The 21,151-nt window shown below is 54.9% G+C and carries 13 protein-coding genes and 3 pseudogenes; 8 read left to right on the top strand and 8 right to left on the bottom strand.

What is annotated here, in order from left to right:
* Positions 1 to 440 precede the first annotated feature (440 nt).
* Both HACJB3_RS15680 and HACJB3_RS15675 read right to left on the bottom strand, forming a co-directional pair.
* Positions 441 to 1,710, bottom strand: a pseudogene (locus HACJB3_RS15680) (RNA-guided endonuclease TnpB family protein).
* A 54-nt stretch (positions 1,711 to 1,764) separates the two neighbouring features.
* Positions 1,765 to 4,356 (bottom strand): penicillin acylase family protein, encoded by a 2,592-nt coding sequence (locus tag HACJB3_RS15675; protein ID WP_238532874.1) that lies wholly within the window; start codon positions 4,354 to 4,356, stop codon positions 1,765 to 1,767.
* Positions 4,357 to 5,138: 782 nt separating this feature from the next.
* Here HACJB3_RS15675 and HACJB3_RS15670 point away from each other — a divergent pair.
* Positions 5,139 to 5,723 carry a CPBP family intramembrane glutamic endopeptidase gene (locus HACJB3_RS15670; protein ID WP_238532873.1) on the top strand — a complete coding sequence of 195 codons (585 nt, stop codon included), beginning with the start codon at positions 5,139 to 5,141 and terminating at the stop codon, positions 5,721 to 5,723.
* A 398-nt stretch (positions 5,724 to 6,121) separates the two neighbouring features.
* Here HACJB3_RS15670 and HACJB3_RS15665 read toward each other — a convergent pair whose 3' ends face one another.
* The 3 genes from HACJB3_RS15665 to HACJB3_RS15655 all read right to left on the bottom strand — a co-directional run bounded on the left by HACJB3_RS15665 (position 6,122) and on the right by HACJB3_RS15655 (position 10,534).
* A complete protein-coding gene (locus HACJB3_RS15665) occupies positions 6,122 to 7,234 on the bottom strand; it encodes an agmatinase family protein (protein ID WP_008413777.1) in 1,113 nt (370 codons plus the stop codon).
* A gap of 578 nt (positions 7,235 to 7,812) precedes the next feature.
* Positions 7,813 to 8,838 carry an AbrB/MazE/SpoVT family DNA-binding domain-containing protein gene (locus HACJB3_RS15660; protein WP_049934692.1) on the bottom strand — a complete coding sequence of 342 codons (1,026 nt, stop codon included), beginning with the start codon at positions 8,836 to 8,838 and terminating at the stop codon, positions 7,813 to 7,815.
* 145 nt (positions 8,839 to 8,983) lie between these two features.
* Positions 8,984 to 10,534, bottom strand: a complete 1,551-nt coding sequence (locus tag HACJB3_RS15655) for a sodium:solute symporter family protein (RefSeq protein ID WP_008413780.1) — start codon at positions 10,532 to 10,534, stop codon at positions 8,984 to 8,986.
* Between the two features lie 348 nt (positions 10,535 to 10,882).
* Here HACJB3_RS15655 and HACJB3_RS20485 point away from each other — a divergent pair, with 348 nt between their 5' ends.
* Positions 10,883 to 11,227, top strand: coding sequence for a hypothetical protein (locus tag HACJB3_RS20485; protein WP_049946405.1), 345 nt, complete (start codon positions 10,883 to 10,885; stop codon positions 11,225 to 11,227).
* A gap of 1,083 nt (positions 11,228 to 12,310) precedes the next feature.
* On the opposite strand, the gene HACJB3_RS15645 is transcribed toward HACJB3_RS20485, so the two are convergent.
* A complete protein-coding gene (locus tag HACJB3_RS15645; RefSeq protein ID WP_008413784.1) occupies positions 12,311 to 13,096 on the bottom strand; it encodes a hypothetical protein in 786 nt (261 codons plus the stop codon).
* 670 nt (positions 13,097 to 13,766) lie between these two features.
* Here HACJB3_RS15645 and HACJB3_RS15640 point away from each other — a divergent pair.
* From HACJB3_RS15640 to HACJB3_RS21260, 5 genes and pseudogenes are all read left to right on the top strand, one after another.
* Complete coding sequence (locus tag HACJB3_RS15640; protein WP_008413786.1) at positions 13,767 to 14,129, top strand: DUF5518 domain-containing protein; 363 nt, start codon at positions 13,767 to 13,769, stop codon at positions 14,127 to 14,129.
* Positions 14,130 to 14,651: 522 nt separating this feature from the next.
* Positions 14,652 to 14,954, top strand: a complete 303-nt coding sequence (locus HACJB3_RS18945; protein WP_008413787.1) for a PadR family transcriptional regulator — start codon at positions 14,652 to 14,654, stop codon at positions 14,952 to 14,954.
* A 261-nt stretch (positions 14,955 to 15,215) separates the two neighbouring features.
* The gene (locus HACJB3_RS15635) at positions 15,216 to 15,911 is read left to right on the top strand and encodes an AI-2E family transporter (protein ID WP_274378067.1); all 696 of its coding nucleotides are present in this window, start codon (positions 15,216 to 15,218) and stop codon (positions 15,909 to 15,911) included.
* 115 nt (positions 15,912 to 16,026) lie between these two features.
* Positions 16,027 to 16,334: pseudogene (locus HACJB3_RS19710) on the top strand (toxin-antitoxin system TumE family protein).
* Positions 16,315 to 16,783, top strand: a pseudogene (locus tag HACJB3_RS21260) (HVO_A0114 family putative DNA-binding protein). The pseudogenes HACJB3_RS19710 and HACJB3_RS21260 overlap by 20 nt, the downstream one beginning before the upstream one ends.
* Positions 16,784 to 16,814: 31 nt before the next feature.
* Here the strand turns inward: HACJB3_RS21260 and HACJB3_RS15625 are convergent.
* On the bottom strand, positions 16,815 to 17,858 hold the full coding sequence (locus HACJB3_RS15625) for a hypothetical protein (RefSeq protein WP_008413794.1): 1,044 nt from the start codon (positions 17,856 to 17,858) through the stop codon (positions 16,815 to 16,817).
* Positions 17,855 to 18,094, bottom strand: coding sequence for a DUF4177 domain-containing protein (locus tag HACJB3_RS15620; protein WP_008413797.1), 240 nt, complete (start codon positions 18,092 to 18,094; stop codon positions 17,855 to 17,857). The genes HACJB3_RS15625 and HACJB3_RS15620 overlap by 4 nt, the downstream gene beginning before the upstream one ends.
* Before the next feature lie 1,394 nt (positions 18,095 to 19,488).
* On the opposite strand from HACJB3_RS15620, the gene HACJB3_RS15615 reads away from it, so the two are divergent.
* A complete protein-coding gene (locus HACJB3_RS15615) occupies positions 19,489 to 21,150 on the top strand; it encodes a potassium channel family protein (protein WP_008413799.1) in 1,662 nt (553 codons plus the stop codon).
* Position 21,151 lies beyond the last annotated feature (1 nt).

Genomic DNA, 21,151 nt, shown 5'->3' with positions numbered 1-21,151 from the left:
GAAGACGTGCAGCTCGTGCAGGCGTTTGGCGAACCATCCCCGCTCTGTCGCTCCTGCCGCCGACTCTATTTGGGGGTGAGTTCATGAGCTCAGAAAAAATGCCGTCCGAGCTAACGTCACTTGAGCGCGTACCGCGGTGGGAGCAACAAGCAGATCCTCGCCCGGCGGACTGTGATTGTCTCCCGACGTTCAATGATCTCTCCTGTTGGCCCTGCTACCGAGACGGCTTCAGGACGCCAAATCCCGATCCTGAATCGGATGCGTGAGGGCAGTGTTCAGTTCTCATCTCGACCAATGGTAGACTTCTATTGAATGGTATCCTATCAAGTCAACTGGCCAGTTCTTTCTGACCAGCCTAGCACTGTCGATTGACATCCTCGCACGCCCTAAAGGGCGTGGAATCCCCAGCATGGGGAATCCAGCCTGCTACTGGAGAGGTTTCAGCCCCACTCTCCGAGCGTCGTCTGTGCGGGTTTCGCACTCGGCTCGGGGCGGGCTGTGGCACTGTCAAGGGTGCTCCCATCCTGAGGCGAGTCATCGCCTGCCGATTTCCAAGGCAGGCTCTCTCCCCACCGGTTGACGCGACCGGCGATGTTCGCCGCCGCGTTGATGTCCGCTTGGTACTCCGAAACCCAACAATCACTGTACGTACAGCGGAACTCGGCTTGCGATCCGCGCCGACCGATGTGACCGCAAGCGTGACACATTTTCGACGTGTACGCCAGGTTCACGAATTGAACTGGGATTCCGGCATCGACCGCCTTGTCCTCGATTCGGTCGGTGAGGCGCGCGAACGCCCAATTGTGGAGGCGGCGATTCATCCACTTGCCGTAATCGAGATGTTCGCGGATATACGAGAGGTCTTCGAGAACGATAACCGGCGAGTCGAACCGGCGGGCGTATTCGACGGCTTCTCTGGACGCCGTCTCCACGATGTCCGTGAGCGTGTTTTGATAGTGGTCGAAACGCTCGTCTACTCGCCACTGTTCGGCGTCACGCTCTTGAAGGCGTTTCAGCGTCGTATGCATCTCCTTTCCGAGGTGTCGAGCACGTCCGCCGTCGTAGATGTACGGTTGGGTTGGAGTCCCGTCCTGACAGGCACAGCCCGTCAGGAGCTTGGATTCGACGATGTCGAACCCGATAGGTGTCGGGTCGTCCGGCTGTTCTGGCTCCGCGACGGTGTACTCGACAGTGACGTGGAGCACCCAGTTCGTTCGGTGCTCTTGCAGCCGGAACTCACCGACCGTCACGTTCCCGGCGAACAAATCACCCTACAACTCGCGTTGTTTAGGATTGATACGAAGCGGAATCCAGAAGGCGTTCCCACGACCGGCTTGTGGAACACTCGTGTTCGCGCTCCTTGGAGTGGTCAAACGACCATCCACGATTCGTGAAGCGAACAGGGTGATCATCCTGAATCTCGCGGGCGTTGTGCGTCCGCCGAAGATTCGGGACGTAGTTCTTGAGCGCGTCCTTCGCGTAGGACGTGAGATCGTAGCCGGTAACGACATCGTTGACTGCCGATTGCGTATCCGCGCCACTCTCAAACGCTTCGGAGAGAGCGCGGCGGTACATCGCCACGGTTCGCTGAAGTCGTTGCTCTTTGCCCGTAGTGGGCGGAGCAAGGGTAGCTTCGAGCGTTTTCGTGGCAGTGGTTTTCCGCGAGGTCGTCACATCGTTGGCGAACTCGGAGTTGACAAAGTGTTTCATTTAAGTGTAGTATTCTAAAAAGAAAATCTATGTTCTACCCTTCGCTACTCTCTTTTAATCATCCGTGGCTTGTGGGGCGAGTTCGATCTTCTTCGTACAAGCGTCTTGAATAGCCTCACGGGTATAGAGTAGTGGGAAGTACTCACCGTTGACGAACATTTCGAGTAGGTTGTCGTAGAACGGGCTTTCGGGATCACCAGATTGACCGGGCACACTCATTGCCAGTGAATTATCCCATCCGCCAACATCGATAACCATCCGCCACGATGCGCCAGAGGTCAATTGGAAGTCATCGTTGTAGTTGGCGTTCCATACGGTGTACCCGCTTCCTCCCATTGGCTCTGGTCCAACGTTTAGCGATTCGGCAGCCTCTTCATCGACACCAGACGACATTGCATGCTCGAAGAACGCCTTCTTCAAGTCACCCCATGCCCACTCATCTCGATTCTCGCCAAGTAACTCCTCAACCTCATCAAGTGCATCAGCAAGTGTCGAAAGTAACAGCTCATCACGAGTGGCAACTGGATCATTGCCGAAGCGTTGCTCGGGCTCCTCAATTGCCTCAAGAAGGACGCGGACATCACCCGTCCCAATGTGATCAAACGCCTCTTTCCCGACAAGTTCAATGGTCACTGCTTCTTGGAGGTGCTTCTCGAACCAGACTTCTGCCAAGGCTGCCTCGCCCGAATCAGCATCAAGAACAGCATCCCACGCTGTAAGCCAGTCGCGAGCTTCGACCAACCGATCCTCATCTGGGTCGGTTTCAGCAAGCGCTTCGGTAATAATCCGAATAGGGATTGAGAGGAAGTCCGTCTGAAGGTCAGTGGAATCCTGAAGTGAGTGTTTATTCTCCTCATCAAATTCGCTGAGAACTTCTGCGATTCGCTGGTACCGATATGGTGCTACCCACTCAAAGCCGATTGGCGGATCGTCTACCGGATAGTCATCAGGGAGATTGAAGTGGTTAGCCGTCGCGATCCAGCCTCGATCGGGATTAACCTCCCGTGGTAGATTAGACTGATGTTGATATCCATCCCACTCATAGCGACCGTCCCCGGGGACTGGAAGTAACCCGTCCCAGTTGGGTCGAACGGGTGTTCTCCCACCGGGGAACCATCCGATGTTTCCGTCCGTGTCGGCAGCGACCTGGTTCTCCGGCGGCGCACCCCACCCCTGCATGCCCGGTGTGAGTTCACCCTCCATCGCGTCTTGGAATTCGTCGATATTCTCAGCACGCATATATCCGATTCCGCCAAAGTAGGCCGTCGTTCCGGGATCGGTCCAGACAGTCCGAACGGCGAATGCGATGTTCTCGTCGGGATCCTCATAAATCACTGGTCCATGTTGAGTGAATTTTAATTCGACTTCCTGATCATCGCCGTCTCTAATCTCGAAGGTTTCCGTTTCCACCTCCATAGACTCCCAATCGTCCTCGTAGCGGTACTCGTTTGGATCATCCGGGTTCGTCTCATAGACATACAGATCTTGTTGGTCGATATAGAAGATCGTGAGTCCGAACGCTGTATTTCCATTGTGCCCGATCGAAATCCCCGGAAGTCCCGGCTCGCCCGCTCCAATGACGTCAAATTCAGGAGAACTGATGTGCGCAATATATCGTAGTGATGGGACGTTATGAGCGCGATGGGGGTCATTCGCGAGAATCGGTCGCCCTGTTTCGGTGAGTTCAGGTCCGACTACCCAGTTATTACTTGCAGATGGTATCTCCTCTTTCTCGTCTGCCCAATCCGATTTATCAGACGTTTCTTTGCCACTAGAACCGTCACCGTTCGTGAGGACCGAGAGATCATCAAGTACCTCGGGATTACGAATGTAGTCCTCGTCGAACGAAACACTCGTATGTGACATGGTTGCCGCCTCGAAGACATCAAGAACGTCTTCGGGGATCAGCTCAAGATCAAGTCCATCCGGGATTTCGATTTCCCAGTCGTCGGGATTGAGCCACTGGCGGACCCGTTCAACATCCTCGTCGAATTCTCGGAGCGTGATCGCTCGCTCAACTTCACTCGAAACGTTGAGCGTGATTGCATGGACGCGCATTCGAACGATGTCTTCTGGTTTCCAGCGCCGTGGTTCGTAATCGAGTGCTTGAAACTCGACCGGTAACAAATCAGGATCTTCTTTGGTTTGATCGATAAACGCGTTAACGCCGTTGGCAAACCCAGTAGCGATCGTTTCTGCATCGGGTCCATAGGCCTCCCACTCCTCATCGATATCGCCGCGATAACTGAAGAGGCGCGCACCACGGTCGTGTTCGATCCATTCATCACCGAATACCTCCGATAGTTCGCCCGACGAACGCCGACGCCAAAGATCAATCTGCCAGAGGCGATCACGTGCAGCGTTGAATCCCTGTACAAACGCGATATCCTCTACATCCTCAGCGTACATGTGGGGAACGCCCCACTGGTCGACGAGGATCTCCGCGGATTCTTTTAATCCCGCGACTTCATATGAGGCTGATTCTCGTTGTTCTGGCGCTTTTTTGGTGGCAGCAGCGGCGAGCCCACTAAGTTGGATTGCGCCAAGAGCACCGGCGGTAAGTCCGCCGAATTCACGCCGTGAGAGTGGCCACGTGCCGAGTTGATCTGGTTCTTCTCCGTGATGGGATGAGTTATCATCTGCCATGTGTGGCAGAAACAACTTACGCTATCTACAAATAGATTCTTCGTATCATTTGTTTATTAAATGGTCACAATAATCATATCTATATATTGGACTATTGAAATTATTCAACAGAAAGGTAACTTTCAGAGAGTCGCTCCTTATTGAGTTTGTCGGAGCTAAACCGCAAGCCCACTGTCGATAACTGCAAACCCTGCGAGTATGAAAACATCGTCGATACAGGGGTATAGGTGAGCACGGTTCCGACAATCGCCGCTCCAAGGCTCCGATTTCAAAGATAGTGAGATAGGTATACCCGAAGGATAGTCCCCGTGATTCTGGTCGCGTGCACGATTCTTCTCTGAGGTATCCCGCTTCCGCTCGCAGTAGTCGGCCACGAAGGCTCCACCATCCTCGTTTCGTTGAACGGTCTTCGATTGCTCGGCTTTCGTGGATAAGGACGTTCAGAGCGAGACAGATGCAGCAACGTCGCTGATTCCTGGTTTCAGTTCGAAGGTTCCATCACAGCGGAAGATGGTAGTTTCACAACTCCTTTCTCAACGCTGGGAGTCACCGAACCTATGTCCCCGACTACGAATAGGTGGTCCTTTGGTAAGCGGTTCGGTGTAGCCCTGCTGTTGGGTATACCCGGAATCGTGGCGCTCGTTGGCTACATTTACTTCACGACGCCAGAAACAGCTGTCCCGACCGGGCTGTCCCTCCCGCTCCTCGCTATCCTCTCAGCTGTCAATCCATTGTTGCTACTCGGCATCGCGTGTCTATGCGGAGCCTACGCAGCGCCGCGAGTGGGCCTGCAGTCGTACGTCATCGACCCGAGAGGGACTGGCGACGGGATCTGGCAACGTCTCCGGAGCGACATCGGACTGGCCGTTGGAATCGGTATCATCGGGGGTGTCCTAATCGTCGTCCTTGATGCGGTGATGATGCCCTTTGTCGCCCAGGACCTACCCCAATCAGTGATTGGAGCGACGAGGCCGACCGTGCTTGACGTCTTCGCGTACGTACCCGTCCGTTTCCTCTACGGAGGGATCACCGAGGAACTCATGCTTCGGTTCGGACTCATGTCCGTGCTCGTGTTCGTCGGGTGGCGCATTACTGGTACCCGGACGGATGGTCCACAACCGGCCGTCGTCTGGGCTGCAATCGTCATCGCTGCCGTGCTGTTCGGCTTAGGCCACTTCCCCGCACTTGCCCAATCAGTCGATCTCACTCCGGCACTGATCGTGCGGACGGTTCTTTTGAACGCGGTCGCTGGCGTCCTCTTTGGCTGGCTCTATTGGCGGCGTAGCCTTGAGGCCGCGATGGTGGCTCACGCTTCGTTTCACGTTCCGCTCATCGTCCTTTCGCTCGTCCAGGTCGCGCTTTTCTGACTATCTCTGCAGACAGTGATACGAGGGAATTCGAGTTTTCCTGGCTAATTTCGGACGGTATCGGTTCAGAGAAACAACGGACACTCCACGGCAGCAGTCTATCTGCCATCTCCGTTCTAAGCAGGCACGGATTTAAGCGGACTGCCGTTCAAATTAGCGTATAGCCGCAGAACTCTCCGAGCGGGTTCGTGAGATCGCACAAACACGTGATCTCTCCGAGTCAGCGGTCTTCGAACAAGCGCTTGAACGCGGATTCGAAATAGGTGTTATCCGTTATATACTTGTTTCGTCAGAATTGACATTCGCCTGCCGAGCATTGTGGTTCCGGGTGACGGTCGCCGATTGGCGGTGATAGTGGCATGGCCCGACGATCGGTGGGTCTTTGATTCGTGTCGGGCTCAGTCGTCGGCCGACGCTTCGAGATCGGGTTGGGGACCGAGCGGTTCCTTGGGTTTGATCGGTGAGCCTTCACTGAGGCCGTGTTCGGCGAGCGTCATGCTACCTAGGACCTCGATAATCAGTCGGTTCGCGAACCCAGAGGTAATGCCACCGTTATAGGAGTTCGTGTCGCTGACGTCGTACTGTGGGGCGACCTCAACGACATCGAACCCGAAGTGCTCGGGATCAAGCTGGGTGACCGCGTCTCGAACCATCCTGATGGCCTCACGGGGGACGAGCCCGCCTGGTTCAGGCTCGCCGGTGCCGGGACAGTAGGCGGGCTCCATGACGTCGACGTCGAAGGAGATCCACACTGCGTCGGTGCCGTCGGTCGCACGCTTGACAGCGTCGGCGATAATCTCGCTCAGGTCGTACTCGGCGACCTCCATGGCGGTGTACCACTTCATGCCCGCCTCGCGCATCTCTTCGTAGGTCTCGGGTCCGGGCCAGAAGCCACGGGGGCCGATCAGCGTGTAGTTCTCGCCGGCCATCAGTCCGTCGTCGTAGACACGCTTTACCCACGCGCCGTGATCGTACTCAAAGCCGGTGAGCCCGTCGTCGCCAGTGTCGGCGTGACAATCAAAATGGATGAGCCCGATGTCGTCGTAGCCGTTAGCCTCGGCCCAGCCCTTGATGTCGGGATACGAAATCGAGTGATCGCCACCGATAACGATCGGCGTCGCACCCTGCTCGGCGATCTCGCCGACGGCGGCCTCGATGTTGAGTTGGCTTTCCCTCGTCTCCCCCGGAGAAACCGTTGCATCGCCTGTATCAACCACTTTATAATTGTCAAAGGGATCGACACCCGTCTCGATGTTGAAGTGCTGATAGGGTGGTGAGGGGACCGTCGAGGCGGCTCGGACCGCCCGGGGTCCGTAGCGTGTGCCCGGGCGGATGGTGGTTGCCGTGTCCAACGGTGCGCCAATGATTCCGATGTCCGCCCCAATGTCAGCCAGTTCGTCGCGGTCAGCTTGGGGGAGTTTCAGGAATGATGGGATTCCGCTGAAGATCGGTTCGTTCGCTTCCTTGTGCGCGTCGCCGTAGATGTCCTCGCCGGATTTCTCATCAGTCATATATTCGATCGTTTCTGTTTTTCGCGATTCCGAGCACGCTTGTGCTCTTCTTTCGCCATCGAATAAGTACATAGATGTATACTAAAGCGTTTCTTGGGATATATCCCATTTCAATGTACGAACGGATGCACGTTCGAACAGTTATAGCACATTAATATACCTTAATGAACATCTTCGAACGCAACTATCATTCTCCCATCGATTGCAAGCTTCGCGGCATCCCGCCCACGAGATTCGTTTTCCTGTCACTCTTGATACCGGTTCGGCGCACGGGCCACCATGGGCCGGATCCCGCTCATCGTAATGACTGCCGTCGGTGTACCGGCGATGATCGTCATAAGTGAGACTGGTTGATCGTGTCGTCTATCTGTTCGCGTTCACTAACATACCGATTGAGATCTCCTTAGGGCTCGGTCCTAGCGTACTCGGCGTCGGTGCTCTGATCGGTCTGTCCTACGCGTTCATCCGAAATTACAGGCGAGGCAGGACTACTTCCGCTGTGTCAACTATCGAGATTGGAATGCGTCGCTGAACATCCGTCTCTATCAACAATTCACGTCGGCGACGCTGAGTGTGTCCTACTCGTTCCAGGTGGCCACGTCGGGGCTCTCCCGGAAGGCAAGGTGGGTCGCTACGTCCAGCGAGTCGGATGTGTGGCGTGCGCTGCGTTCGAACAAGAGGTGAACCCGATGGAGAGCGAGCAGCGGCTCGGGACGCTCGGCTTCAAGGTGATCAATGGCCGCCGTCGATCGATCATGAACCCGTTCGAGGTGCTCGCGTGCATCGATAACGGCGTCGTACGTGGGATCGATGACGGCGTCTCGCGTTCTGGTGGCGGCCTCGTCGAGTGCCCCGTGAACGTCCCTGACGTGTTCCGCGGTGGTGCTCTCGAGTGGCGCCGGATTGCCCTCTTCGACGATCGCTGCGATGTCATCGGCGATCCCTGCTATCAGTGAGATGTCCTGGGCCACCGAACGATAGCCGATGAGCGGGAATCCCGTGTCGATCCCGACCGCCTGATTGAGCCGGGGGTTACGGTAGGTCGTAAACACCAACCGAAGGAAGAGGAAGAACAATTTCTCCAGTTGGGGGCTTCGAGTACGTGCCTGCCGAGCCGCCTCAGCGTCGCCCGCTAGCAGCGCCTCGACGGCGCTCGTTCGGATTGTGGCTTCCGTGCGTCCGAACCGCCCTAGCAGGGTTGGGAGCTCAAAGTCGTCAGGTGCGACCGAACAGCGGATAGTGACGTGATCAGGCGACTCCTCGACGATGCCAAGTCCCATCAGGCGATGCTCGGCGTCGAGCACCGCGTCATAATGAGCTGTCTCAAGTGCAGTCTCGGCTTCGATGTGGACGAGCCCCCGCCCGAGGACGTATTGGGTGATGATTGCCCGCAGGAGGGCGTCGGCGCTCATAGCGTCGGCATCGATGGTCGTCGCGGCGTCGTCGCTCGTAGGCCGGTCAGGCGTGATCAAAAGCGAGTTGCCGTTCTCGTCACGTTGGACTATGAGGTCGTCGCCCTTCGAAAGGTCGTGGCGGTGGGCCCATTCGGCGGGTACCGTTACTGCCAGCGTCGAGGAACCCAATTGTTGGGCCTTCCTACGCATTCTGAGATCGTCGTTTTTCATCGTGACCACCTTGATAATTGGATATTCGTTCCCATATAGGCGCTCTAATTACGGATACTCACGCATATAAATGGTAAGGTCGATGTATAGAGTTCATGGGCGAGTAATATGCGTATCTGTCCACTTACTCGTCGTCACCGCCGGCGACGATGGTCCGCCGCCCCTCCCGATCAAGGGTCCGGGCATCGTACCGGTCTTTCGTGGCGTAGGCGACGCCGATGAACGTCACGAGGCTCACGCCCGCGGCGATAAACGTCGGGAGCCCATCGAAGGAGGCTGTAAAGATGCCGTTCGGGATATATAGCAAGGTATTCTCATAGGCGTAAGTCGTCGGAACGAGCACGAACAGAACCAGACGGGTTAGCGATCCCGAGAGCATCGAGGCCAGCGCTGCAGGTGTATTCGCCATGTCCGGCCAGTACAATCCCATCACCATCGGCACTAGCGCGCCTGCGAGCATGATATCGAAAGCTAGCACGAGTAGCATTCCCGTCGCCGACAGTCGAAGCGCGAAGAAGATCCCCAGCAAAGTGATCGGGATCGACATCAGCCGCGTGACAGTCAGGAGTTTGTCACTCTCAGTACCGAGGAAGCCACCGTCGGCCGCGACTGCGTCATCGGTTGTACCATTCTCGTCGACGCGGATACCGCCGATGTTACGCGCGATAACCGCCGATGTGCCAAGAATCGCCCCGTCGCTCGTCGAAAAGGAGGCTGCAACGATCCCCCCGAGGACGATCACCGCCAGCCACGGTGGCACCGCGTTCTGCAATAGTGTGTACAGCATGGCCTGACTGCCAGATTCAACGCCGATCGAGGCGAGAATCGAGTTCGCCGACAGCGCGACGACCGAAAAGGGGATCCCGATGATCAGAGTGCCCGCCGAGCCGATGAAACACGCCTTCTGGGCCGTCTCGGGGTCGTCGGCGGCGAACACCCGCTCCATGAAGTCGATGGCGACGATGTCGCCCAGACCGAGGGCGACGATGGTGGCGAGGTTGATGTAGGCCCCCTGGCTCGGATCGGTGAGCTGGCCGACGTTCGTCGGTCCCATCCCCGAGGGAATGGTGAGCCCGTACTGGGTCGTGATGAACACGATGAGGGCGAGCGAGCCAACGAGCGCGACGCCGGCTTGGATCACGTCGGTGTAGGCGACCGCGAACAGCCCGCCCGCGATCGTGTAGACCAGCACGATCGTGGCGATGGCGACGACACCGGTCGTGAAACTCGTGCCCACGAAGATCTCGAAGAGGTAGCCGCCAGCGACGAGGTTCCCCGCAAGCAGGAAAGCGTAGGCGACGGACATGATAACGCTTGCAATCACCTCGACGGTCCGGCCGTACTTGCGACGGAAGAAATCGGGGAGTGTGGTCAGGTTCATCCGATTCATCGGCTTGGCGAAAAACAGCCCAGTGAGGAACAAAGCGAGTGCCAATCCAACTGGTAGTGCCGCTCCCGCCCAGAACCCGGCCGAGGCGACCAGATCCGTATTCCCGAGCGTCGCGTTCGTATCCAGCGACTGGGCCATCAGCGTCGCGGCGGCCAGTGGTAGGATCAACCCCCGCCCAGCGACGATGTAGTTGATGCTGTCTCCCTTGACCTTTTGTGAGACGTACAGCCCCACTCCCAACATCACAGCGATGATTCCGATCAGCCCGTAGATGATTAGGCTCATCCGCCGACACCCGACGTAGTGTGTAGAACTTCTCTGTGTTTGTCTATTGAATACGGATTTTGCCTGTTGTTCGGGCGCATATTATGGACATGTCTGTTGGAACAGTTAGCACCGAAAAGCGTTGTCCTGTATTTGTATAGTCTCTCGTGTACGATGGATGCATACCTATACTGCACCCGTTCTTATGCAGACCTATATACAATTTATACGCGTTAAATCGGACGTTCGCGAATAGTGGCGGTATCAGAGTTGTCGTGGGAAGCGTCCGCCGCCAGTTTTACTTTCGATAAGTAGTTCTCGCCAGTCGAAGAGACGCCGTTTGAACGCTCGATAGCTTAGTATTGGGCCATGTGGGGCAAAGACGACGATCGAAAAGGGCTCTGGGATCGAACGTTCATCAGTTCGCGTGTGACCGGATGGCGAGCGAGCGCTTGTATGGGAATGATAGAACACCCGTGGTGGCGGTGGCACCCGGTCGTCGACGACGGCGCTGAAACGCCGTCTCGGCATCGGGGCGTCGTTCGGGAGGGAAACGTGGCGTTTAGCATGAAGCCGATCGCCTTGGCGCGTACACGCGAGGAACCCGCCCGCCTCTTTGGGATGGACGGCGGCCACGTGGCTCTCAATGGCATGCCGTATCTCCGCTGGGATGACGATCCCCCGAACCGGTTGCGGGAACACGAGTGGCCGTAGTGGTGGTATCATTACACCGCTTTCGGCCCGAGAGCTACCGGCCCTCATTCCGACATGGACTCTTGTGTGGGTTTTCTTCGAGTTCTCGAGAACTTTCCTTTCCTCTATCAGTTCTCCCAATAACCACGATCGGTATGTGTACAATATACTACGTCACGAAAAGAATCGCATCTGACCGATAGAATCTGGGGAGATCTTAATTGATAGCAAGAGCAACCACAAAGCGATTGTCCAGACAATCGAGATGGGAAGAAGAAGAGTAGGTAATAGTATGATGAGTGGTGAACTCACCAGAGCGATACTCACTAAGACGCTACCTACAAGCTGACAATCCTTCTTGGGAGAAAACTGGCATTCGAGGCATATGTTAGTGTCCGATGGAAGGTCTTGAGAACACTGTTGGCAGACACCTTTTCGAACGGTGCCTCTATTACGCATATCTGCTTGTAAGGACGACTATTTATATATTTTTCTAGTTTGGAGTATTAGGGATCAGATGGTCCCTATATGCGCTTACAAAATTACAATACCTCATTATAATCGGATTATATTGAAAAGATAGCTACTAATAGAATATCTAAGGTCAAAGTGGCATTTGAGACGACAATACACTTACACAAGAACAACGATACCAAAAAGGCCGATAAGGGGTGCTGTATAGTAGTGTCGTCAGTTGATGATGGGCTATTGCGCATAATAGGCACGAACGAGATCGTCAGAATCGGACTTGTCAACGCATCTCATTGAGAAGAACTCGACATTGCACAGAACATTGTCTGACTGATCACAGCGTAGTGTGATATGGTTCCGAAGGTAGAACCGACGAACCCGTTCTTACTCCCACTACTACTAAATCAGGAGGTGGTTGCTCGGAGTTGTAACTAGGAGAGGAGGGAGTGCCCGGGGTGGTTGGTTCGAACTATGCTCCTTGCTGTTGTCCCGTTGTTAGGACATCACACTCTCTGCGGGGGGTTGCTCGAGATCGCGACCACAACGATCGTGATAGTGGGCCGTCGCCTCAGGCTCAATAACAACGAGTTTCTTCCACTTTCTCGTGAATTTACTAAAGTAGGCCGGGGTAGTTCACTTTGTATTCGCATGCTTGAACCGCTGGCCATAGATCCGCCGGGGGTTCTTCACTTGCGAGTATTTGACCTGCGATGGGACTGTTGAGACGCGCGTCGACGCCGAGTCCGGAATTGGGCCCTTTGGCATCGTTGAAACTACCGTCGGATTCAACGAAGCCTGGCCGCCGAGTTTCTCTTGGTTAATTTCATAGAGCACTCGCACCTTGTCATGAGTCTCCAACAGCGACGTTCGGAACTTCTCGACGGCCGTCTCAATAAGCTCCTGCATCTTTTTTTGACGGTCATCGATGTCAAAATCCACGTTGGCACCACCAGTATCGAGCATCCCCTCCATATCAAGGAGGCCGTCATCTTCTTCGTTCCCGTCGCCGGTGACATCTGCTACCTCTGCATCGAGCTCTTGTTTCTGTTTGCGTAGCTCAGGGACGTCAACGGCCTCCCAGAGCTCCCTGAGTTCTACTGCGTCGTTCAGCTCCGAAAGATCGATCGCGTCACGTGCATCGCCCGTCGAGATCACCTCCGGGACCTTCTTCATATCGATCGCATCGGGAAGCTCCTCGGGATCGATCACGTCAGGAAGTTCCTCAAAGTCGACTGTTTCAAGGACGTCTTCTGCTTCCTCTATGATGTCCCAGATTTCTTCTACGGCCTCGATGAAGGCTGGATCGGCACTGTTCTCGACGATCCGTATCTTCAACTGCTCGAGTGCAGCCGTGAATCCGGGAATCCGGTCTTCTAATCGGACGAGAACCGACGGTTCCGGTGTGTTGGTTTTACTCATTGGATCCTCCTTGTCATTGTATGTCTGAATGGTGGTGTACTAGTCGTGTGCCAGTTCTGCTACTTTGAGTTCGACTTCTGCTCTTCAAGAAGTGCAACAACGGCGGCCATAGGAGCCCTCCTTTTGAATGTGTTCAACTTCAAAGAGCGTACGCGTTAAGCGTCACTGATAGGGTAGGTGATCAAAGAAGACAACGATGTGGGTTACTGTCGCAGGTAGTCTATGTAGGTGTCGTCCGGATTCCAATCTAGTCCCAATATCGTCTGCACAAGTGGCTGGCACAGCGAGTGCCACCTTTGTTGCGACGGGATTACTGGGAAGCGGTGTTTATCCTTGTGTCGGATCGTCGGAAACGCGATCGAGTTCAAGAACCGATGACAAACATCGAAATCAAGGCGTTTAGAAGAAAATCGGTCAACGTCCCCGCGACGGAGCTACTCGCGACCACAGTCTTCTTACCCTATAGTACATTGCGCCACCCTGCTCCGGCGACTCGAGATGTGGGCCAGTGATGAGTGTCTCGGTGAGGAAGAGTTGATCTTGGAGGTATGAGGGGGGTGGCCGCGTTATCGGATAGGAACTCTTGAGCGAGGAGTGCTCTCGACAGTTACGGACGCGAACATCGCAAGCCGTACCGATTTCAGTGCCCGAACGTGCATATCAAGTGGTCATGACTAATTGGCGCTCCGTCGGTATCGGGTTCGTTTTGCAAGTAGTGTTTGGAATCATCGCGTTTGCGTTCGTAGGGGTCGGAACCGTCATCGCTGGGTTTCTCGCTGGCCTCGTTTCGGCCTACTTCACCAATCATGGTGCCAGAGCCGGTGCGTGGCACTCGCTCCTCTCCGGCGCTCTTGGAGGGATTATTGTTGCAATCATCGGGGGTATCGCTATCTCTCTCCTCGGCTTCGCACTTGGCTCATCAGGACTAGGGGCACTGTTCGGCGGCAGTGTAGTGGCTATTGGGGTTCTGATCGCATTTCTTACCGTGATCCCGAGTTCGGTCGGTGGGGCAATCGGCAGGTACGTCAACTGAAATGATGAATCACTGATAGAGTACGACCTCAAAGCGATACCGACACCAGTCACATCGGGTATCGCCCATTCAGTGTCTCGCTGAACCGCTCTTCCCAGTGGCCGAAGCTCAACAAGGCATACTACCAGCAGTATCGAGGGATGTACGCTGTCGGCCGCTGGTGAGGAGCGTATCCGTTGACTAGGACCTGCAGAGGATAGTCTCCCTTCAAAGAGAGTTTACCTTGTGCAACATCTCGTATCCTAGGATGTTTGTTGCACAAGGCTGACCACGTCAAGAGAGGGCTAGATGCCGATTCAATATTAAGAGAAATCACCGCTATCAATAGCACTACTCCAAGACGGACCACTTCTGGAGGCAGAGGACTACTGCTCGTCAGAGGGGGCGTAATCGTTCAATAGGAAGCACCCACCCCTTACAATCAACTCCTCCCGAGTCACTGTAATAGTCACTTGTTAGTCATATGTGGCGTGATAAGTTCTGAATACTAGTAAGTCAGGCACGAGTTAGAACCACTCACTCATGCACGATTTGACCGGATGCCAACGGGATCTCCTCTATGTGGTTGCTGGGAAGGACGAACCGAATGGCCTCGCGATCAAAGAGACACTAGAAGACTATACTGGAACGGAGATTCATCATGGCCGCCTCTATCCGAATCTCGATACACTCGTGGACAAAGGGCTGGTTGAAAAAGGTGAAGTGGACCGTCGATCGAATTATTACCGGATAACATCTCGGGGCCAGCGCGAGCTTACTGCGCGCCATGAGTGGGAAAATCAGTACATCCGTGACTCCAGTAGCGTTGAAGCGACGACTGATTGATAACGGAACCGACGGAGTTGGCCCATCATTCGGAGCCGTAACATCCTCCCCGGCGTAAATGGTGGATTCTCTCGCTGTTGAGAGAGATCCGTACAACAGATAGACGCTGTGTACTTCACAAAAAGGTCTACCTTGTGCAATATTTCACACGCAAGATGCGAGTTGTTGCACAAGGCTATATCGCGATCCGGTCTCTCTACCGAGATAGCTGACGAGAGAGAAGAGCAGGGCGAGTAGTAGGTAATCGCCGGTACGGTCACTTTGACACGTCCAACAGAGATAACGATCCCAACAGCACTGCTCTGGCTCAGTGGCTTCATCGGCATGTTCGTGAGCCAACTCTACAATGCGTTTCTTACCATACTGTTCGTCTTCTTTCTCCTGCGCGATGAACAACGGATCAAAGAATGGGGTTATGAAAACGTCCTTGAGGGGCACCCGAACCTGATCAGATACATTCAGGCGGTCAATCAAGGTCTGAAGTCGGTTTATTTCGGCTATACGCTGACCATGCTAGCAATTACCATTATATCTGCAATACTCTATCACGCGCTCAACCTTACCGCACTATCCGGGCTCGCAATCCCTCATCCAACGTTGCTAGCGATTGCGACGGGACTGGCGTCGGTGATTCCACTGGTGGGACGAAACCTGCTCTATGGAGCTGTCCTTGTGTACCTCTCCATTCTCGCTCTCCGCTCTTATTTAACGCTCCTCTGGTTCCCCGGCCTGTTCTTCATCGTTATGAACCTCGCGTTCGATAGCATCATCCGAATTTACGTTCGACCGTCTCTGTCGGGACGGCTATTCCCTATCGGACTCGTCATGTTCGCCTACCTCCTTGGTCCACCCATCTTCGGCTGGTACGGCATCTTCCTCGGACCATTCGTGATGGTAGTTGTTGTTCAGTTTCTTCGCGAGCCATTAGCCATTCTTGTGTCCCCACTGGATGAGTAGTTAACAGGGCTACTGAGAAGGACCAAGCTACGTCATTCCGGTTCCACTCTGGAAACCACCAGATAGTAATGGAAGTAGTCAGACGATTGGGGTCGTATCCCAACATAGGAGACCGATGCCTGCGACAGTGGTCTATCGGGAGAAAGACGAGAAACCGGATGGGAGTCGGTACGAGATGGTTGCGTGGCAGGTCTCGGTGAGTGAGGATTTCCCGCAGGGGCTGAAGTACAGCTTCCAGGACATGGACTGACGGCGAGACGCTCCTACGGTACGATAACTCACCCTATACCACTTGGACGTCGGCCGACACCATCGGCACACGCCCGAGGGCGCTATCACGAAGCTGGAGTTCACAGGCCTCTTCGCTTGATCGACGACTTCCAAACCGAGCTGAACGAACTCTATGAGCGACGAACCGACTAACACCGAACCGACGCACGACGAATTCACGCCTGACCCGGGCGACATTGAGTACCCCTTCGACTCTCCGAATTACGTCGCTCCCAGCGGAACAGGCGCAGGCGGCAGCCATTGAGCGCGCTGAACAGTGGGAGCAGGGTAAAGAAGTACCGCATGTCGTCAACTTCGAAGACCATGCGCGGCTCCACCAGCTACTCACCGACCGACGGATGGAACTACTCGAAAAGGTGATGCAGCACCCGCCCGAGAGTATTCGTGCACTGGCCGACCGCCTCGACCGTGATGTCCACGACGTCCACAACGATCTGCACCTGCTAGCCGAGTACGGTATTATCCACTTCGAAGAGGATGGCCGTGCGAAGAAGCCGTACGTCCCCTACAGCACGGTCTGGATTGAGGTTGAGTTCGGCCTGCGACGTGGTGAAGGGTCAGAGTCGGCCACATCGGCATAAGCTATTATCTGAGGAGTAGTTGTTGACCTGCTTATCGTTGTGATTCCCGGAGAATCAGTGGTTCGATCGCGAGCGTCCGTTTAGCGACCGTCACGACTCGAGAGACGTACGCCGTAAACAGGAAAAAGGGTATGAGCGTTACCGCAAAAGCAGCCCCAATCAACCATGTGATGTTTTCGATACCAAGCGTACTCCCTACTAGCGTTGTTGCATCAACGACAGTGACCATGATACCCGCAACTGCGAGTGCTGGGATCGCCGCATACAAAATGAGCTGTGAGAGCGTTATCAGTGCCCACTCGAAATACAGCGTTTTGACGTGTTCCCGAGCCGGACCAAACATCGAAAGGGCCACCTTCAACTCATTCAGAAGATCATTCTCGGGTTGACCGAGGTCCTCCTGGTGATCGTGGAGGAGGCGCTCGACTTGGAAGATCTTCCACCCATAGTTGTAGTCGAGTGCCGCATGCATGACGTCGAATGTTCCGAATTGGGCCCCTTCTAGCTCGTCGCGCACTACCTCGGAATTACCGATAAGACTGTCGGTGAACTGGTCGACCTCCCACCGAAGTTGATCACTCTCAATATCGCTGAGTCCATCTCGAACCGCCTCAGCACGGTCCTGCGAGACATCAATGAGATTGCGAAGAAACGCCGATGGATCAGCGGGGCTTGGCGCTCCAATTAGTTCCTCGGTGTAATCACGGAAATCCATTGAGTCTTCCATTCGGCCGCGTTGTTCGCCAAGTGGGCCATTCTCTTGGGAAATAACCAACTGACCAATTGTCACGACAAGCGTCGTGCCCGTGACAACCACAGTGATCATCGTTGAAAACAGCGTTTCGATCGTGTCTCCCGAGCTAAGTTGGGGGATAAGTGGGGGCGGAAGAACCGTAACCGCAACTACGAACACGAGAAACATCGCGAGGGTCAAGACACCGGTAACAACGAGGCGGTTTGCACTGAGCAGAATCCAGAGTTTGATACGGCTTTCACCAGCCCGCTCGCGCATCGTATTGGCCGTCCCAACGTCGACGTCTTTGTCGATGTTCGACTCGTCGATTTCAGAACTCATGCAGAGTGCTCGTCCTCGAACCGATCATCGTTATTTCGAACGGGACGTTCGAAGACGAGATATTTGGTCCCGCCACTCGTGTAGTCGATTGTTTCGACGAGTCGCCACCCATCAGCAGCGAGTTCGTTTATCTCGGCTTTTGGGTCCTCGGCTTCTTTCTTGGTATCGCCTCGGGGCGGTCTGAGCGTTTCGTATTCCCAGTATGTGTCGGATTCATCGTATTGGTGACGACTCATGCCCGAACTTACTACTACCGCTGTCAAAAACCCCCTTTCTTCTCGACTCTATTCTTTCCTCCTCTGCTCGCTAACTACCGTAAAACTGGGCTTAGAGGGTCTGTTCGCCGGTCGCGGTGACGTTCATCGTATCGATAGTGGTTGAGTTAACGCTGTTGCTGGCAACTAGCGTCGAATTCTGGTTCGTAGGCATCCAGACGGAAACTGCGGTCTGACCCGAGTCAACGCTTACTGTGCTATAGGACTGTCCAGACTCATCGATAACCGTTATCGTCGTTACGTTGCTGGCTTCAGGGGTTGATTCGAGGCTCGCGTCAGTGCGAACGTGTTGCCCACCCCAGGGCTCATTAGTCGAGACTGTGTCGAACACAGGTGATGTATCTGTATCCGCTGTGACTGATGGACTAAGCGTCAGACAGCCACTGACTGTGAGGACGACGATTAAGAGGAGTGCACTAAGTGTTCGAGCGGTGCGGTGTGACATAGCAGCTACTCATTGGCCTCGTGAGAAACAGTTTCGGATTGTATAGCAACTGTGGTCTACTTCTCAGGTAATAAAATGTCCGGTTCTATAACTCTCTGAGGGCTCTGAATGAAACTGTTGGCGTTCACATCATATGCATTGAGACGACCGGTCTCAACTACAGCACCAACCCGACGCTGGGCCTAAGCGAATACCTCCTCCAATCGCGGCTCACCCGAACGCTAGACGTTCGCACCCAGAGCGAGTTCCAGACACTTGGCGAAATCACGACGCTCAACGCAAGTGCCCCAGTCAAGGCAGTGCCGAAGCCCACACCGAAGACCCCCCGACAGCACTCCTTCGAGACACCCACATCCAGAATCCCGCCAGCGCGGTCTATCACATCGACGACGGAGAGGGCCAGCCACTGTGCAACTGTCCGAGTGACGCCCAGCGATAGCAACTACCGTCTACCTCTTGTCCCGATGTGCTGGACAAGTTCGTCCGCGCTCGGTAACGTTCACTGCGAATCGCTATTCGTAGACTGGGCTTTTCAGGCGCTCTCTGGAGTAATGTTCCCGGGCTCCAATCCTTCTGGAAACTAGATAGATATATAATAAGAACAACCCAAACTTCACAAATAGCCCAGAATCCCCCCTTAGTGGCGGGAGCAGTCGAGATTGTTCTGCGACTTCCTAGAAGGAGTGCGGCTGGAAAAGACACGGGAGAAAGCCGCTTTCATAGAAATATCCATTTCGCGCGTCATTGTCCACTACCGGCGACCAAATCTCTATTAATTCGGTCGTTTGTAATTTTAATCTACACCGTCAAAGAACTCAACCATTCGAGTGAAGAGATATCACATTCGCGATTATCTCGGTGTTCCCGATCTAGCACTTGGACTTTTCCTATCGACAGACCCAGGAAGTGTATGGACGGTATCGACTCGACGGAGCTAGGGAACCGCTGGCAGCGACGAACTATCTATTACGCCCTCGTGCTCGTTCTTATTATAATCGCGTATGCGGTCTTATACCACACGGGGATGGTCGCTTTGGAGGGTGAGGATGTAACGTTTCTCCACTCGCTACAGGTCGTCGTTGAAACATTTACGACCACAGGATATGGCTCTGACGCCCCCTGGGACCATCCCTGGATGAACGTACTGGTTATCGTCATGGATCTAACTGGCGTCGGTCTGATCTTTCTCGCACTGCCACTGCTTCTGTTTCCACTCTTCGAAGAAGCGATCTCGACAACGCCACCGGTCGAACTTGAGAACGATCTCGCGGATCATGTCATCATCTGTGCGTTCTCTCCGCGCACCGAGGTCCTCATCAATGAACTTGTCGCGCGGGATGTCGACTACGTAATCGTCGAGTCCGACACGGATCGTGCGACGAGACTCCATGAAGACGGTCACCCGGTGATCAACCGAAACGCCGAATCCGTCGAGGGTCTCAGGGCAGCACAGCTCTCAACCGCCCGGGCGTTGATTGTGGACGTAGACGACGAGACCAATACCAGTATCATTCTAACAGCAAAGGAGGTCGCCGGAAACGTACAGGTAATCAGTACTGTTGAGGATCCGGAGCGAGAGCACTATCATCAACTGGCTGGTGCCGATACCGTTCTCACCCCTCGATTACTGCTCGGGCAGAGTCTTGCAGCGAAGGTGACCTCAGGCATCTCGGCGGAGTTGAGCAATGTAATCGAAATCACGGAGGACTTCGAACTTGCGGAGCTCCCCGTTCAGCGTGACAGCGACCTTGTCGGTCGGACTATCGCTGACAGCAGGATTCGTGAGCAAACCGGTGTGAATCTCCTTGGGGCCTGGTCCCGAGGGTGGTTTGAGAGTCCCCCATCACCGACAATGACAATCGATGAGAGCACCGTCCTGCTGGCTGCTGGTCGAGAAGAGCAACTCCAGCGACTAAAAGAACGGACACGCTCAACGCTGCGACCGCCGACTGCTGGAGAGACGATCCTCGTCGGATATGGAGAAACGGGTAGAGCCATCGGGGAGGTGCTTCATGAGAGAGGCGTCACATACACCGTCCTCGACGCCCTTGATATGCCGGATGTCGATGTTGTCGGGGATGCGACCAAACCCGAGAACGTGCTTGAAGCCGGTATCTCGAACGCACGGACCGTCGTTCTGGCGCTCCCAGAAGACGCGACGACGGAGGTCACAACACTCGTCAGTCGGGATCTCAATCCAGCGGTGGAGATCGTCGCTCGAGCAGAGCAAATGGAGAACGTCACGAAGATCTACCGGGCAGGCGCCGATTACGTACTATCGTTAGCAACCGTCAGCGGCCGAATGTTGGCCACGACAGTTATCGAGGACGAGGAGGTCATCTCGTTGAACACCCAGATCGAGGTCGTTCGAACGCCAGCCTCGCGGCTGGCCGGCCAACGATTAGAAGATACCCGGATCCGATCGCGTACGGGTTGTACGGTCGTCGGAGTGGAACGGACTGGAGACGTGATTACAGACCTCGGTCCCGAGTTCCGGATTGAGGCGGATGACCTGCTGATCGTCGCCGGGACCGACGAGGGGGTGAATCAATTCACCGAGATACTAGAGTGAT

It is taken from the genome of Halalkalicoccus jeotgali B3 (assembly GCF_000196895.1).
GTDB classification, from domain to species: Archaea; Halobacteriota; Halobacteria; order Halobacteriales; family Halalkalicoccaceae; genus Halalkalicoccus; species Halalkalicoccus jeotgali.
Note: the sequence above shows the minus strand (reverse complement) of the source record. Positions and strands in the feature narration are given on the sequence as shown.